Here is a 13,671-nt window from a genome sequence, read left to right on the forward strand (position 1 = left end):
ATCGGCCCTGTCCGTGCGGCGGGGAGATCACCTCCATGAGCCCCGCCGCGCGCACCCCGTACGCCTCGTACGCCGTGCGCCGGACCGCCTGGCTCCGGGTCGTCGTCCTGCTGCTCGCCCTGCTCGTGCCGGGGACGGCAGCGCACTGCGGAGCCGCCGAGGCGGCCGTTTCGAGCGGTACGGCCGCCGAGCACGACGTCCACGACACCGCCCTGCGCCCGCCGGCGCGCTACGGCCCCCGTGCCGTCGTAGCCCTGCGGCCCGTGCCCGGCCCGTCGACGGCACGGCATACGACGGCGCCGGCCCACCCGCTCCCCTTGCCGCCACGCTCCACGCCCGTCCCGCGCTCGGTGGTCCTGCGCTGCTGACAGAACCGGCTCCCCCGGTCCGTCAGTCAGCACGCCCAACACGTCACACGGGACAAGGAACACCGACATGGCGATCGACCCTTACGCGGTCCTGCGCGCCCTTCTGCGCGCCGAGGCCGCCCGCAACACACCGAAGGCGCGGGTGCCCCATGCGCCTCAGGTGAAGGAAGCCGAGCAGCGGCGACCCCTGGAGGAGCGGGGCCGCTGACCGGACGGCGGGGGCGGGGCCCCGGTGGGCTACCGCCTCCGCCGTGCCGTGCCGAAGACGGAGCGGGTGATCTCACGGCCGATCTGGGTGCCCAGGGAACGGGCCAGGGACTTGAACATGCCGCTGCCCACCACCTGTTGGACGAGAGATGGGTCCTCCCTCGACTCCCCCGACTCCCTCGACGCTTCGGGCCTGCTGGACCTGCTGGGCTCCTTGGGCCTCATCTCGTCCGGGCCCTTGGCTCCGCCGGATCCCCCGGCTCCCCCGGAGGTCTGCGCGGCCGTCAGTTTCTCGTACGCCGACTCTCTGTCCACAGCCTGTGCGTAACGGTCGTAGAGCTGCGAGGACCTGACCGCCTGGTCGAGAACGGCCGCGTCGACGGGGCCCATCAGGGACTCGGGGGCGCGCAGGCGGGTCGCGGCGACCGGGGTCGGGGCGCCCTTCTCGCTCAGGACGGTGACCACCGCCTCGCCCGTCCCGAGGCCGGTGAGCAGTTCCTCCAGGTCGTACGCCGAGTTCGGGAAGGTCTGCACCGTGGCCCTGAGGGCCTTCTGGTCGTCCGGGGTGAAGGCACGCAGCGCGTGCTGGACGCGGTTGCCGAGCTGGGCGAGGACGTCCGCGGGCACGTCTCGTGGGGTCTGCGTCACGAAGAACACGCCCACTCCCTTGGAGCGGATGAGGCGGACGGTCTGCGTGATCGCGTCCAGGAATGCCTTGGACGCGTCCTTGAAGAGCAGATGGGCCTCGTCGAAGAAGAAGACGAGCTTGGGCTTGTCGGCGTCGCCGACCTCCGGGAGGTCGTGGAAAAGGTCGGCCAGGAGCCACATCAGGAAGGTCGAGAACAGCTGCGGCCGGTCCTGGACGGCGGGCAGTTCGAGCACCGAGACGATGCCCCGGCCGTCCGAGGCCGTGCGCAGCAGCTCCGCCGTGTCGAACTCCGGTTCGCCGAAGAAGTCCGCCATGCCCTGCGCCTCGAAGGCGGTGAGGGAACGCAGGATCACCCCGGCCGTGGCGGTCGAGAGCCCGCCGATGTTCTTCAGCTCGGGCTTGCCCTCGTCGGAGGTGAGGAACGCGACGACGGCCCGCAGGTCCTTCAGGTCGACCAGTTCCAGCCCTTTCTGGTCGGCGTAGTGGAAGACCAGGCCGAGCGACTGCTCCTGGGTGGGGTTGAGCTGGAGCACCTTGGACAGCAGCAGCGGGCCGAAACTGGTGATCGTGGCCCGCACGGGGATGCCGTGGCCGAGACCGCCGAGCGCGTAGAACTCGGCGGGGAAACCGGTCGCCGTCCACTTCTGGTGCACCTCGGCGGCCCGGGCGGCGACGCGGTCGTGCGCCTCCCCTGCCCGTCCCGTCTGCCCCGGCGCGGAGATGCCGGACACGTCACCCTTCACATCGGCCAGGAAAACGGGCACACCTTGGGCGCTGAGCTGTTCGGCGATCAGCTGGAGTGTCTTCGTCTTGCCGGTGCCGGTGGCCCCCGCGACCAGACCGTGCCGGTTGAGCATGGGCAGCGGGATACGGATCTGGGCGTCCGGGAGGCATGTCCCGTCCCACAGCAGGGCGCCCAGATCGAGTGCCGGGCCGGTGAAGGCGTACCCGGCGGCGATCTCCAGGGCCGGCTGGGGGAGCGCGGGGGCGCTCCCGGGCGCGCGTGGTGGCGAGCCGGGCGCGTTTGCCGGTGGCATGGGCTCCGTGGTGGCCGATGACACGCTCTCGCTGTCACTCATGTCGGGTCCCTCTTCCGATTTGCCCCGCTTTGCGGCATCTTTTCCAGCGTCGCACTCCGTCTCCATGGCTGCGCCCGGAACGTCTGGACCGGTAGGCTTTCCGTGTGATCTTCAAGCGCATCGGAAACGGCCGGCCGTACCCCGACCACGGCCGGGAAAGCACCCGGCAGTGGGCGGACGTCGCGCCGCGCCCGGTCCGCCTCGATCAGCTCGTGACGACCAAGGGCCAGCTCGACCTGGAAACCCTGCTCGCCGAGGACTCCACGTTCTATGGCGACCTCTTCGCGCACGTCGTGAAGTGGCAGGGCGACCTGTATCTGGAGGACGGTCTGCACCGCGCGGTCCGGGCGGCCCTCCAGCAACGCCAGGTGCTGCACGCCCGCGTCCTCGAAATGGACTGACGGCCGTCCATCCACCCTTCGCCACCGTCCTCGCGACGCTTATTGGCCCTTTCGGGTAGTACTGCGGCCGGGTCAATGATCATTTAGTAGGCATCACCGCCCGGGCGCACTACGCTGCGCCCATGAGCATGCTGACTCCCCCCGGACTGGGCGGCCAGTACCGCATCACGGGAGACAAGTACCCGCGGATGCGCCGACCCCGGGGACGCCGCAAGTTCGTGTTCGGACTCGTGGCCTCCGTCGTCGCCCTCGGCCTGATCGGCTGGGGCACCTTGCAGCTCATCGACGTCTTCACCGGCGGCGGCAGCAAGGCCACGGCCGCGGGACCCAAGACGGACTGCACGACGAAGGCCGGCCCCACGGCGACGCCGCCGACGGCCGTCAGAGCGCTGCCCAAGCCCGGTGGGATCACCGTCAACGTGCTGAACGCCACGCCACGCAGCGGCCTCGCCAAGCAGGCGGCGGACGAGCTGCGCAAGCGCGGCTTCCGCATCGGCGACGTCGGCAACGCGCCCAAGGCCTACGACAAGAAGATCGCCGGCGCCGGCATGGTGCTCGGCGCGAAGTCGGCCGCCGAGGCCGCCCTGCCCCTGGTCGGGACCCAGCTCGCCGGCGCCCAGGTGAAGACCGACACACGCGCGTCGGCCACCGAGGTCGACCTGCTCATCGGCACCGCCTTCACGGCCCTGACCAGCAAGAAGGACGCCGACCAGGCCCTGGCCGCGCTGACCGGTCCGGCGCCGGCGCCCTCCAGCAGCCCGAAGAGCTGCTGAGCCTCGTACCCCTGGTTGTACTGGTGCCGCTGCTGCTCGGCGCCGCTACTACTCGGCCGCGCCGTACAGCCGGTCGCCCGCGTCTCCGAGGCCCGGGACGATGTAACCGTGCTCGTTCAGGCGCTCGTCGATCGACGCCGTCACGACGGTGACCGGGGCGCCCGCCAGCTCGCGTTCCATGATCTCGACGCCCTCCGGGGCGGCCAGCAGGACCACGGCCGTCACATCGTCGGCGCCCCGCTTGATCAGCTCCCGGATCGCCGCGACCAGCGTGCCGCCGGTGGCGAGCATCGGGTCGAGGACGTACACCTGACGCCCGGAGAGGTCCTCCGGCATACGGGTGGCGTACGTCGACGCCTGGAGCGTCTCCTCGTCGCGCACCATGCCCATGAAGCCCACCTCGGCGGTCGGCAGGAGCCGGACCATGCCGTCCAGCATGCCGAGGCCGGCCCGCAGGATCGGCACCACCAGCGGGCGCGGGTAGGACAGCTTGACGCCCGTGGTCGAGGAGACCGGCGTCGTGATGTCGACCTGTTCGGTACGCACGTCGCGCGTGGCCTCGTAGGCGAGCAGGGTGACCAGCTCGTCGGCGAGACGGCGGAAGGTCGCGGAGTCGGTGCGCTGGTCGCGCAGCGTGGTGAGCTTGTGGGCGACCAGAGGGTGGTCGACGACGTGGAGACGCATGTCCCCAACAGTAGCCGGGGTCCCGTACAGCGGCTCTGCTCCCCCGTGCGGCGGTTCAGGTTCCCTTTACAACGGTTCCGGTTCCCCGTACAGCGGCGTTGCTCCCCGCTCGTCCTTCCGGTGGCATCAAACCGCCCGACGGAGGGAAGGTGGGAGGGACGCACCGACTGGGGGTGTCCGCCCATGCCTGACCGTGAACCCGACCGGGAACGTGACCGGGAACGTGACCAGAAGGCGTCGGAGACCGAGGCCGAACGGCGTCGGCGCCGGGCCGTCTTCCTGCGCGAGCTGACCGAGGCGCGCGAGTTGCGCGACCGTGTCCAGCCCCGCCGCGCCAAGACCGCCCGCCTCCGCCACGCCATGCGCATGCGTACGTTCCGCTGGTAGTAGGCGCGTTGGAGGGGTGGCCGTGCGGACGCCGTACGGGACGCCGGTTACGATCCGCTGGTGGCGGCGACGAGAGTGCTGCTGAAGGGCTCGGCCGACCAGCGGTCAAAAGAGCCGGACACAGGGTGCGGAAGACGTCCCCTGAACGCTCCGTTTCTGCCACGATGCCGAGTGGGCGGGGCGCGGCACCCAGCGTTCCCCACCCGCGAACTCCGCCGGGAGGGCCCCCAACCGGCACGCCTAGGACCAGTGGGAGAGTCACGGTGTACTTCGCCGCACTGCTCGCGCGCACCGAAGACGGGTGGGAAGCGAGCGACAAAGAGCTCGACGACGTGGAAACCCTGTCGGACCTGGCCGAACTGGCCCGTGAAGCCTCCCCCGAGGACGACACGGTGCTGGTTCTCATCGAGCAGGAGGACGCCTGGTTCGGCGTCGTCCGCATCGACGGCGAGGACGACCCCCGTATCTACGTCTCGGACGCCGCCGCCGCTGCCCGTAGTTCGTACGGCGAGATTCTGCTCACGGCCGAGCTGCTCGGCCGCGATCCCGACACCGACGAGCCGGATCTCGACGCCCTCGACCTCGACGGCACCGAGGACGGTGAGTCGGACGCCGATCCGGACACCGACGAAGACGACGAGGAGGCCGGCACGTCCGCCGAAGCGGTACCGCACGGCCCCGTAGGAGACCCGGAGATCCTCGACGACCTCGGCGTCGGCGAGAAGGAACTGCGCGCCCTGGACGCCGACGACGCGCTGGGCGCGATCGCCGAGGCCCTGGGAGCGGCGGAGGTCCTGGAGACGGTGCGCTGAGCGAGGAGGGCCTGATCGGCGAGGGGCCGCCCGACCCCGTACGGGATCCCTGGCGGGCCGCGATGCGGCTCGCCCTGGCCGAGGCCGAGCGTGCCGTCCTCGGCGGTGACGTCCCGGTGGGCGCCGTCGTCCTGGCCGCCGACGGCACGACGGTGCTCGCGACCGGGCACAACGAGCGCGAGGCGACGGGCGATCCGACCGCGCACGCGGAGATCCTCGCGGTCCGGCGGGCGGCGGCGGATCTGAGGAATTCAGCGGCGCGCTGGGGGTCCCCCGAGGCGCTCAGCTCTGGGGGAGCCTCCGGCAAGGGTGGTGGCGGGAGACGGGCGGGCGAGTGGCGGCTGTCCGGCTGCACGCTCGTCGTGACGCTGGAGCCCTGCACGATGTGTGCGGGCGCCCTCGTGCAGTCCCGCGTGGACCGCGTGGTCTACGGCGCCCGCGACGAGAAGGCGGGCGCGGCCGGCTCCCTCTGGGACGTCGTACGCGACCGTCGCCTCAACCACCGCCCCGAGGTGATCGGCGGCGTCCTCGCGGACGACTGCGCCGGCCTCCTCACCACGTTCTTCCGCGACGGCCGCTGACGAAAACAGATTTCGGAGCACGCCGCACCTTGCTGTAAGGTCTCCCTCGGTAGCGTGTCCGAGCGGCCGAAGGAGCTCGCCTCGAAAGCGAGTGTGGCGCAAGTCACCGAGGGTTCAAATCCCTCCGCTACCGCTGTAGAAGGGCCTCGCCGAACGGCGGGGCCTTTCGTGCGACATCAGTCGAGTGGGTTCAGTCGAGTGTGCGTGGTCGGGTCTGGTCGGGTCTGAGGGGGAGGCCGCCGTGGCGGTGAATGCGAAGAAGATAGCCGTCTATGCCCTCGTGGTCTTCGTGCTGTACGTGATCATCACGGACCCCAAGGCGGCGGCCGGGTACGTCGAGATAGCGTTCGAAGGAATCTCGAACGCGGCCAGTGCCATAGGTGACTTCATGACCTGGGTCGCCGACGGCGCGAAGTAGCGGTCAGTCAGCCAGCCCAAGCAGCAGCCGGGGAGTGCATGTGATCCGCCATCTGGTCCTCTTCAAGCTCAACGAGGGCGTCCAGCGCGACGAACCGCGGGTCGTGGCGGGTGCCGAGGCCTTTCGTGCCCTGTCCGGCCAGATCGACGAACTCCGCTTCTGGGAGTGCGCCTGGAACATCACGGACCGCCCCATCGCCTACGACTTCGCGATCAACTCGGCCGTCGACGACATGGCCGCGCTGAAGCGGTACCTCGAACACCCGGCCCATCAGGCGGCCGCCGGACTGTGGCGTGAGTTCGCCACGTGGGTGATCGCCGACTACGAGGTCTGAATCCGAGGTCCGACTCGAAATCCGACCCGTACGGCCGCACGGATGGCTCCGCACCGGAACGGTGTGGGGCCTTTTTGCGTCTTGTGCGCCAACCCTTCCTCAACACGGTGTTATGGGGTGCTTGCACACAGTGCACATGTCTTGTGATGCTATGACCGCTTTTGACGGATGAGTTGACCGTTGAGTCGACCATTGAGTTGACCGATGAAGAGGTGGCGTTGACCGTGTCGGCCAGTACTGCGCCACCCCAGGAAGCCCCCGCCCAAGAAGCCCCCGCCCAGGAAATCGCACCTCAGGAGCCCGCTCCCCAGCGGAGTCGGGGCGCGGACACCCGGGCACTCACCCAGGTGCTCTTCGGCCAGCTCAAGATGCTGGATCCCGGTACGCCGGAGCACACCCGCGTACGGGGGGCGCTCATCGAGGCGAACATCCCGCTCGTGCGGTACGCGGCCGCCCGCTTCCGCTCCCGCAACGAGCCGATGGAGGACGTCGTCCAGGTCGGCACCATCGGGCTGATCAACGCCATCGACCGGTTCGACCCCGACCGGGGCGTGCAGTTCCCCACGTTCGCGATGCCGACCGTCATCGGCGAGATCAAGCGGTACTTCCGGGACAACGTCCGCACGGTCCACGTACCGCGCCGGCTGCACGAGTTGTGGGTACAGGTCAACGGGGCGACCGAGGACCTGACGACGGCCTTCGGGCGCACCCCGACGACCGCCGAGATCGCCGAGCGGCTGCGCATCAGCGAGGAGGACGTGCTGTCCTGCATCGAGGCCGGCCGCTCGTACCACGCGACCTCGCTGGAGGCCGCTCAGGAGGGCGACGGTCTGCCCGGCCTGGTCGACCGTCTCGGTTACGAGGATCCCGCGCTGGACGGCGTGGAGCACCGCGACCTGGTCCGCCACCTCCTGGTCCAACTCCCTGAACGCGAACAGCGCATCCTCCTGCTGCGTTACTACAGCAACCTCACCCAGTCGCAGATCAGCGCGGAACTGGGCGTCTCCCAGATGCACGTGTCCCGGCTACTGGCCCGTAGCTTCGCGCGACTGCGCTCGGCGAACCGCGTCGAGGCGTAGCCGGCCGTCACCCGAGGCACCCTCCCAGGCGTATCCGGATACAGGATCGAGTTGTCACCTGGGAGAGCGAATCGCTCAAGGGCGCACTTCCCGGTATTTCTGGGCTGAAAAACCGTCACACCCCCTTTTTCCAGGGCGGATCCGCGCTCCACATGTCGACATGTCACTACAGCGTGTTGCCGACATGTGACATTCTGCCGGAAGAGCGTTTGCCGTGGCTTCGGCTCCGGTATTCAGGTGAAGGCTGCGTTCCTCAGATCGGGAACGTCCGCCGCGACCGTCCGCGACCCAAAGGGGGTGGCATGTCCGCAGACCAGGGCAGCTCGAAGGTGCTCACGCTCACAAAGAGCGAGTCGGCGCCCGCCGAGCTTCACGACGTCCCGGCCCTCGTAGTGGAGGTCGAGGCCGAGGCGACCCCGGCCGTCCAGGCCCTCCCGGCCCCTCCGCCGACCACGGGCGCCATCGACACCCGGACCCTGTCCCGTTCCCTGTTCCTGCGGCTCGCCGCCCTCGACGAGAACAGCCCCGAGCGTGCGTACGTCCGGGACACCCTCATCGAGTTGAACCTCCCCCTCGTCCGGTACGCGGCGGCCCGCTTCCGCTCCCGGAACGAGCCGATGGAGGACATCGTCCAGGTCGGCACCATCGGCCTGATCAAGGCGATCGACCGCTTCGACTGCGAACGCGGTGTCGAGTTCCCGACGTTCGCGATGCCGACGGTCGTGGGCGAGATCAAGCGCTTCTTCCGCGACACCTCGTGGTCGGTGCGTGTACCGCGCCGTCTGCAGGAGCTGCGCCTGGCCCTCACCAAGGCCAGCGACGAACTCGCCCAGAAGTTGGACCGCTCCCCCACCGTCACCGAACTCGCCGTGGTCCTGGGCGTGTCCGAGGAGGACGTGGTCGACGGCCTCGCGGTCGGCAACGCGTACACGGCCTCGTCCCTGGACTCGCCGGCCCTGGAGGACGACGGCGGCGAGGGCTCCCTGGCCGACCGCCTCGGCTACGAGGACACGGCGCTGGAGGGCGTGGAGTACCGCGAGTCCCTGAAGCCGCTGCTGGCCAAACTCCCGCCGCGCGAGCGCCGGATCATCATGCTGCGCTTCTTCGCCAACATGACCCAGTCGCAGATCGGCGAGGAGGTCGGCATCTCCCAGATGCACGTGTCACGCCTCCTGACCCGGACCCTGACCCAGCTCCGCGAGGGCCTGATCTCCGACTGAGGGTCTGACAGAAGGTGTCCGACCGAGGGTTCACTTCTGACGGAGCATCAGCGACGATGTCGCGATGCTTCGACAGACCCGCGCGACGCATGACCGCCGGGGCGCCATCGCCCTGACCACCTCGGCGGCCGTCGTGACCTGCGCCCTGACAGGCGTGTTGGCGGCGTGCGGGAACGGCGGCGGACACGACGAGGGGTACGTCCCGGTCGAGCGACCGGTGATCGGCGGTACGGCGATCGCTCCCACCGGGGAGGTGACGTTCGTACCGCTGGAGGGACGGCAGCCGGAATCCCCGGCTCCCAACCCGCCCGCCGGGCAGGGCAGTCGGCCGCGCACCCCTGCGACGGGGCCCGGGGCAGCGCCCCTTCCGGCATCTCCGGCGACTCCGCCAGGAGACACCAACTCCGGCCGGACGAGCACGGGTTCAGCACCTCCGGGACCGACACCGAGCCAGGCGCCGACACCGACGCCCACATCGAGTGCCACACCGAGGCCGACACCGACGACTCCGACGACACCGGTGCCATCAACGCCCGTAGGTCCCGCCCGACTGGTCACGGGTGCGCTGGTACGAGAGTCCACGGACAGACGCTGGTGCGAGAAGGCGACGCTCGCCTTCCACAACACCGGTGGCGCACCGGTGCGTTCGGGCACGGTGACCTTCGGCACGCACATCATCGACCTGCTCGGCACCGACTGGGCGACCATCGAGTCCACGGCGCCGCTCCCGACGCCGATCGAGCCGGGGCCGGTGCGCGAACAGAGCTGGACGGTGTGCGCGGAGGAGTGGCGCGTGCCGTGGGGGATGCGGGTGGAGACCCGGGTGGTCGGGGTGGAGTGGGAGTAGACGCACAGGATTCCCGCCGGGCGAATCCCGGTAGCCCGTCCCAGCCCGGTCCGTCCCAGCCCAGACAGCCCCCGCCCGTCGATCCGCTCCTTGTAGCGCGCGGCTTGACGGCGGGCGGGCATGGCCGTCAGGCCGCCTTGGAGAGGGGCGAGGGCGATCCTCGACATCCAGGGCGAGCCGGGTCACCGGCTTGGCCGTAGGTCGGGGACGTAGTGCGGCCGGGGCCGGGGAGCGGCCGGGGCCGTGGAGCGGCCGGGGACGTGGAGCGGCCGGGGACGTGGAGCGGCCGGGGACGTGGAGCGGCCGGGGACGATGCGCGGCGCCCGCCGCTCCGCCGCGCATCGGCGGCCCGGCGGTCACGTCCTCGCGTAGGCCTTACTTCAGCGCCAGCCAGGCCACCGCCGCGATCACCAGTACGGCGACGACCACGCCGACGATCAGGCCGATGCGGGGGCCCGCCGGAGCCGGTGCCTGGCGGCTGCCGCCCTGGGGGGTCTCGTCGACGAACGCTCGGAACATCTGGGTGCTGCCCGCGGGGTCGTAGTTGCCCTCGGGGCCCTGGGTGTTGGCCATGGTGCGAGACCCTAGCGAACTCGACGGGGTGCGCCCAAGCTGGCCCCCTCTCTTGCCCATCTCACCTGCGCGTTTACGTTCGCCAATGCTTGCCTTTGCCAGGTTTTTAGCCCAGCCCCTCCCCAATTCATTTGCCTGTAGCAACCAATCTTTTCTATGGTTGCCCCAAGCAACGAATAAATGGATGCCGGAGCAGGACTCAGGGGGTGTGATGGCCGAGCAGACGCAGTACGAGGAGCTGGTGCGTCAGTTCAGTGCCTTCGGGGCCGTGAAGCGGGAGATGGGGCGGATCATGCCGCCCGAGTGTCCCGGCGGTTCCGCCACCGTGCTGACGCTGCTCGGCCGGTACGGGGACATGCGGATGAGCCGGCTCGCCGAGCTGCTCGCCGTCGACATGTCCGTCACCAGCCGCCATGTCGCCCACGTCGCCGGGCGCGGCTGGATCGAACGGCTCCCCGACCCCGCCGACAAGCGCTCGCGCATTTTGCGGCTGACCCCATCGGGGCATGCGCAGATCGGCGAGCTGTCGCGACGGACCACCGCACTGCTCGCCCACCGGCTCGCCGACTGGAGCGACGAGGAGGTCGGACAGCTCGCCCGCCTGATGGGGCGGCTCCGGGAGAGCTTCGGTACGCAACAGACGCCGTAGCAGACGACGTAGACAAATCGCACGAATTAAAGACGCACAAGACGCAGCACAGACAAGGAAGTTCAATGGCAACGACCACACCGGCCGGTGTGCGGGCGGCACACGCCAAGCACGGAGGAGGCTCCCACGGCTCCGCCGACGGCGCGCCGATGACGCACCGGCAGATCATGGAAGCGCTCACCGGGCTGCTGCTCGGCATGTTCGTGGCGATCCTGTCGTCGACGATCGTCTCCAACGCCCTGCCCGACATCATCAAGGACCTCGGCGGCGGCCAGAGCGCCTACACCTGGGTCGTGACCGCGTCGCTGCTCGCGATGACCGCGTCCACCCCGCTGTGGGGCAAGCTCGCCGACCTCTTCTCCAAGAAGCTGCTGATCCAGTTCGCGCTCGTCATCTTCGTGCTGGGCTCGGCAGCCGCCGGCCTCTCGCAGAACGCGGGCATGCTCATCACCTTCCGCGCCGTGCAGGGCGTCGGCATGGGCGGGCTCTCGGCACTCGCCCAGATCATTCTCGCGGCGATGATCTCCCCGCGTGAGCGCGGACGCTACAACGGCTACCTCGGCGCCACCTTCGCGACCGCGATGGTCGGCGGCCCGCTGATCGGCGGTGTCATCACCGACACCAGCTGGCTCGGCTGGCGCTGGTGCTTCTACGTCGGCGTGCCCTTCGCCGTCGTCGCGCTGATCGTGCTCCAGCGGACCCTGCACCTGCCGGTCGTCAAGCGCAAGGCCAAGGTCGACTGGACCGGCGCCTTCTTCATCACCGCGGCCGTCTGCCTGCTGCTGGTCTGGGTGACCTTCGCGGGCGACAAGTACGACTGGGTGTCCTGGCAGACGTACGCCATGATCGGCGGCACCGTCGCGCTGCTCGGCGTCTTCGTCCTCGTCGAGTCGAAGGCCAGCGAGCCGATCATCCCGCTGCGGCTCTTCCGTAACCGCACCATCACCCTCGCCTCACTCGCGTCGCTCTTCGTCGGCATCGCGATGTTCGCGGGCACCATCTTCTTCAGCCAGTACTTCCAGCTGGCCCGGGACAAGTCGCCGACCATGTCCGGCGTCATGACCATCCCGATGATCGGCGGCCTGTTCGTCGCCTCCACCGTCTCCGGGCAGGTCATCACCCGTACGGGACGCTGGAAGGCGTGGCTGCTCGCCGGCGGTGTGCTGGTGACCGCCGGTCTCGGTCTGCTGGGCACCCTGCGCTACGACACCGCGTACTGGCACGTCGCCATCTACATGGCGCTGCTCGGGCTCGGCGTCGGCATGATGATGCAGAACCTCGTGCTCTGCACCCAGAACCAGGTCTCCCCCTCCGACCTGGGTGTCGCCAGCTCGGTGGTCACCTTCTTCCGTTCCCTCGGCGGTGCGATCGGCGTCTCCGCGCTGGGCGCGGTCCTCAGTCACCGGATCACCGACCACCTCAAGGACGGCCTGGCCACCATCGACCCGAAGTACGCGGCGGGGCTCTCCGGTTCCACCAACAACGCCATCCCCGACCTCGACGCGCTGCCCACGCCGCTGCGCACGGTCATCGAGGGCGCGTACGGCCACGGCATCGGTGACGTCTTCCTCTACGCCGCTCCGGCCGCCCTGCTCGCGCTCGTCTTCTCCCTCTTCATCAAGGAGGTTCCGTTGCGGAACAAGGGCGCGCTGGCGCAGGCCGCGGAGGAGAAGCAGGCCGCGCTCACTCCGGCCAACCCGATCACGGAGGCCAGCGAGGTCACCGAGGTCACCGAGACGGAGAAGGTTCCCGCCGCGGTCGCCACGGTGACGGTCTCGGCCGCCGGAACCGGCGAGACCGGCGCAGGCACCGAGACCGTCAAGACCGTCGAAGGGCCTGCCGGTGGCGGGATTCCGGTACGCGGTCACGTGCGCGGCGCGGAGAGCGCGCCCGTTCCGCAGGCCGCCGTCACGCTGATCTCCCTCACCGGGCGTCAGCTGGGCCGAGCGGTCGCGCAGGGCGACGGCGCGTACGCGCTGGACGCGCCGGGCACCGGCTCGTACGTCCTGATCGCCTCGGCGGACGGGTTCCAGCCGCAGGCGTCGACCGTCGTCGTGAACGGCGAGCCGGTCTCGTACGACATCCTGCTCAGCGGCACCAGCGGGCTCAGCGGGCTGGTGCGCGGCGCCGAGACCGGGGAGCCTGTCAAGGACGCCATGGTGATCGTCACCGATGTGCGCGGGGATGTTCTGGCCACCGGGACCACCGGTGAGCAGGGCGAGTTCACGTTCGCCGAGCTGGTGCCGGGTGCCGTGACCGTCGCCGTGAACGCGGCCGGATACCGGCCGCGCGCGCTGCCCGTCGAGGTCGGTGGCACCGGGGTCACCCGGGTCGAGGTGGAACTGGCGTCCGGGGCGCACGTCCAGGGTGTCGTACGGGCGCCGCACGGGCCGCTCGGGGACGCGCGGGTCACGCTCGTCGACGCGGCCGGGAACGTGGTCGGCTCGTCGACGACCGGGACGGACGGGGCGTACGCCTTCGCCGATCTGGACAGTGGCGAGTACACGGTCATCGCGACCGGCTACCCGCCGGTGGCCACCGCCCTGACCGTCACCGGCCGTGGCGCCGACGACCACGACATCGAACTCGCCCACCCGGGCGGGGAGTAGC

17 protein-coding genes and 1 tRNA gene are annotated in these 13,671 nt (G+C 70.0%); 15 read left to right on the top strand and 3 right to left on the bottom strand.

The features are described from left to right. Window positions 1–35 precede the first annotated feature (35 nt). Together QA861_RS21650 and QA861_RS21655 are read left to right on the top strand one after the other, a co-directional pair. Complete coding sequence (locus QA861_RS21650; protein WP_334589957.1) at window positions 36–368, top strand: hypothetical protein; 333 nt, start codon at window positions 36–38, stop codon at window positions 366–368. Between the two features lie 67 nt (window positions 369–435). Beyond that, complete coding sequence (locus QA861_RS21655; RefSeq protein ID WP_334589958.1) at window positions 436–576, top strand: hypothetical protein; 141 nt, start codon at window positions 436–438, stop codon at window positions 574–576. A gap of 29 nt (window positions 577–605) precedes the next feature. On the opposite strand, the gene QA861_RS21660 is transcribed toward QA861_RS21655, so the two are convergent. After that, a complete protein-coding gene (locus QA861_RS21660) occupies window positions 606–2,303 on the bottom strand; it encodes a helicase HerA-like domain-containing protein (RefSeq protein ID WP_443041522.1) in 1,698 nt (565 codons plus the stop codon). Window positions 2,304–2,407: 104 nt separating this feature from the next. On the opposite strand from QA861_RS21660, the gene QA861_RS21665 reads away from it, so the two are divergent. Both QA861_RS21665 and QA861_RS21670 read left to right on the top strand, forming a co-directional pair. Beyond that, window positions 2,408–2,704: a type II toxin-antitoxin system VapB family antitoxin gene (locus tag QA861_RS21665; protein WP_006377352.1), complete on the top strand. Its 297-nt coding sequence runs from the start codon at window positions 2,408–2,410 to the stop codon at window positions 2,702–2,704. Between the two features lie 122 nt (window positions 2,705–2,826). After that, on the top strand, window positions 2,827–3,477 hold the full coding sequence (locus QA861_RS21670; protein ID WP_334589959.1) for a LytR C-terminal domain-containing protein: 651 nt from the start codon (window positions 2,827–2,829) through the stop codon (window positions 3,475–3,477). A gap of 48 nt (window positions 3,478–3,525) precedes the next feature. On the opposite strand, the gene upp is transcribed toward QA861_RS21670, so the two are convergent. Then, window positions 3,526–4,161 carry a uracil phosphoribosyltransferase gene (gene upp, locus QA861_RS21675; RefSeq protein WP_334589960.1) on the bottom strand — a complete coding sequence of 212 codons (636 nt, stop codon included), beginning with the start codon at window positions 4,159–4,161 and terminating at the stop codon, window positions 3,526–3,528. A 183-nt stretch (window positions 4,162–4,344) separates the two neighbouring features. On the opposite strand from upp, the gene QA861_RS21680 reads away from it, so the two are divergent. The 9 genes from QA861_RS21680 (at window position 4,345) to QA861_RS21720 (ending at window position 9,839) form a co-directional block, all read left to right on the top strand. Beyond that, window positions 4,345–4,548, top strand: a complete 204-nt coding sequence (locus tag QA861_RS21680) for a hypothetical protein (protein WP_334589961.1) — start codon at window positions 4,345–4,347, stop codon at window positions 4,546–4,548. Between the two features lie 263 nt (window positions 4,549–4,811). Further along, window positions 4,812–5,360, top strand: coding sequence for a tRNA adenosine deaminase-associated protein (locus tag QA861_RS21685; RefSeq protein ID WP_334589962.1), 549 nt, complete (start codon window positions 4,812–4,814; stop codon window positions 5,358–5,360). A 62-nt stretch (window positions 5,361–5,422) separates the two neighbouring features. After that, entirely contained in the window at window positions 5,423–5,941 is a 519-nt protein-coding gene (locus tag QA861_RS21690; RefSeq protein ID WP_334589963.1) for a nucleoside deaminase, read from the top strand. A 48-nt stretch (window positions 5,942–5,989) separates the two neighbouring features. Beyond that, a tRNA-Ser gene (locus QA861_RS21695) sits at window positions 5,990–6,074 on the top strand. Between the two features lie 108 nt (window positions 6,075–6,182). Further along, window positions 6,183–6,359 (top strand): hypothetical protein, encoded by a 177-nt coding sequence (locus QA861_RS21700; RefSeq protein WP_334589964.1) that lies wholly within the window; start codon window positions 6,183–6,185, stop codon window positions 6,357–6,359. Window positions 6,360–6,399: 40 nt separating this feature from the next. Further along, a complete protein-coding gene (locus tag QA861_RS21705) occupies window positions 6,400–6,693 on the top strand; it encodes a Dabb family protein (RefSeq protein WP_334589965.1) in 294 nt (97 codons plus the stop codon). A gap of 212 nt (window positions 6,694–6,905) precedes the next feature. Further along, window positions 6,906–7,772 (top strand): RNA polymerase sigma factor SigF, encoded by an 867-nt coding sequence (locus QA861_RS21710; protein WP_334590650.1) that lies wholly within the window; start codon window positions 6,906–6,908, stop codon window positions 7,770–7,772. A gap of 302 nt (window positions 7,773–8,074) precedes the next feature. After that, window positions 8,075–8,992, top strand: coding sequence for an RNA polymerase sigma factor SigF (locus tag QA861_RS21715; RefSeq protein ID WP_334589966.1), 918 nt, complete (start codon window positions 8,075–8,077; stop codon window positions 8,990–8,992). 64 nt (window positions 8,993–9,056) lie between these two features. Further along, window positions 9,057–9,839 (top strand): hypothetical protein, encoded by a 783-nt coding sequence (locus tag QA861_RS21720; protein WP_334589967.1) that lies wholly within the window; start codon window positions 9,057–9,059, stop codon window positions 9,837–9,839. 375 nt (window positions 9,840–10,214) lie between these two features. On the opposite strand, the gene QA861_RS21725 is transcribed toward QA861_RS21720, so the two are convergent. Next, entirely contained in the window at window positions 10,215–10,412 is a 198-nt protein-coding gene (locus QA861_RS21725; RefSeq protein WP_006377343.1) for a hypothetical protein, read from the bottom strand. A gap of 211 nt (window positions 10,413–10,623) precedes the next feature. On the opposite strand from QA861_RS21725, the gene QA861_RS21730 reads away from it, so the two are divergent. Next, on the top strand, window positions 10,624–11,061 hold the full coding sequence (locus QA861_RS21730) for a MarR family winged helix-turn-helix transcriptional regulator (RefSeq protein ID WP_334589968.1): 438 nt from the start codon (window positions 10,624–10,626) through the stop codon (window positions 11,059–11,061). 149 nt (window positions 11,062–11,210) lie between these two features. Beyond that, a complete protein-coding gene (locus QA861_RS21735) occupies window positions 11,211–13,670 on the top strand; it encodes an MFS transporter (RefSeq protein WP_503461748.1) in 2,460 nt (819 codons plus the stop codon). Window position 13,671 lies beyond the last annotated feature (1 nt).

Origin of the sequence: Streptomyces sp. B21-083, assembly GCF_036898825.1 — a bacterium.
GTDB lineage: Bacteria > Actinomycetota > Actinomycetes > Streptomycetales > Streptomycetaceae > Streptomyces.

Bases quoted from the DNA above. Each gene is read 5' to 3' on its own strand.
- QA861_RS21680 (WP_334589961.1), top strand. From the start codon at position 4,345: ATGCCTGACCGTGAACCCGACCGGGAACGTGACCGGGAACGTGACCAG.
- QA861_RS21690 (WP_334589963.1), top strand. From the start codon at position 5,423: ATGCGGCTCGCCCTGGCCGAGGCCGAGCGTGCCGTCCTCGGCGGTGAC.
- QA861_RS21650 (WP_334589957.1), top strand. From the start codon at position 36: ATGAGCCCCGCCGCGCGCACCCCGTACGCCTCGTACGCCGTGCGCCGG.
- QA861_RS21660 (WP_443041522.1), bottom strand. From the start codon at position 2,303: ATGAGTGACAGCGAGAGCGTGTCATCGGCCACCACGGAGCCCATGCCA.
- upp (WP_334589960.1), bottom strand. From the start codon at position 4,161: ATGCGTCTCCACGTCGTCGACCACCCTCTGGTCGCCCACAAGCTCACC.
- QA861_RS21670 (WP_334589959.1), top strand. From the start codon at position 2,827: ATGAGCATGCTGACTCCCCCCGGACTGGGCGGCCAGTACCGCATCACG.
- QA861_RS21730 (WP_334589968.1), top strand. From the start codon at position 10,624: ATGGCCGAGCAGACGCAGTACGAGGAGCTGGTGCGTCAGTTCAGTGCC.
- QA861_RS21720 (WP_334589967.1), top strand. From the start codon at position 9,057: ATGCTTCGACAGACCCGCGCGACGCATGACCGCCGGGGCGCCATCGCC.
- QA861_RS21725 (WP_006377343.1), bottom strand. From the start codon at position 10,412: ATGGCCAACACCCAGGGCCCCGAGGGCAACTACGACCCCGCGGGCAGC.
- QA861_RS21655 (WP_334589958.1), top strand. From the start codon at position 436: ATGGCGATCGACCCTTACGCGGTCCTGCGCGCCCTTCTGCGCGCCGAG.
- QA861_RS21735 (WP_503461748.1), top strand. From the start codon at position 11,211: ATGACGCACCGGCAGATCATGGAAGCGCTCACCGGGCTGCTGCTCGGC.
- QA861_RS21715 (WP_334589966.1), top strand. From the start codon at position 8,075: ATGTCCGCAGACCAGGGCAGCTCGAAGGTGCTCACGCTCACAAAGAGC.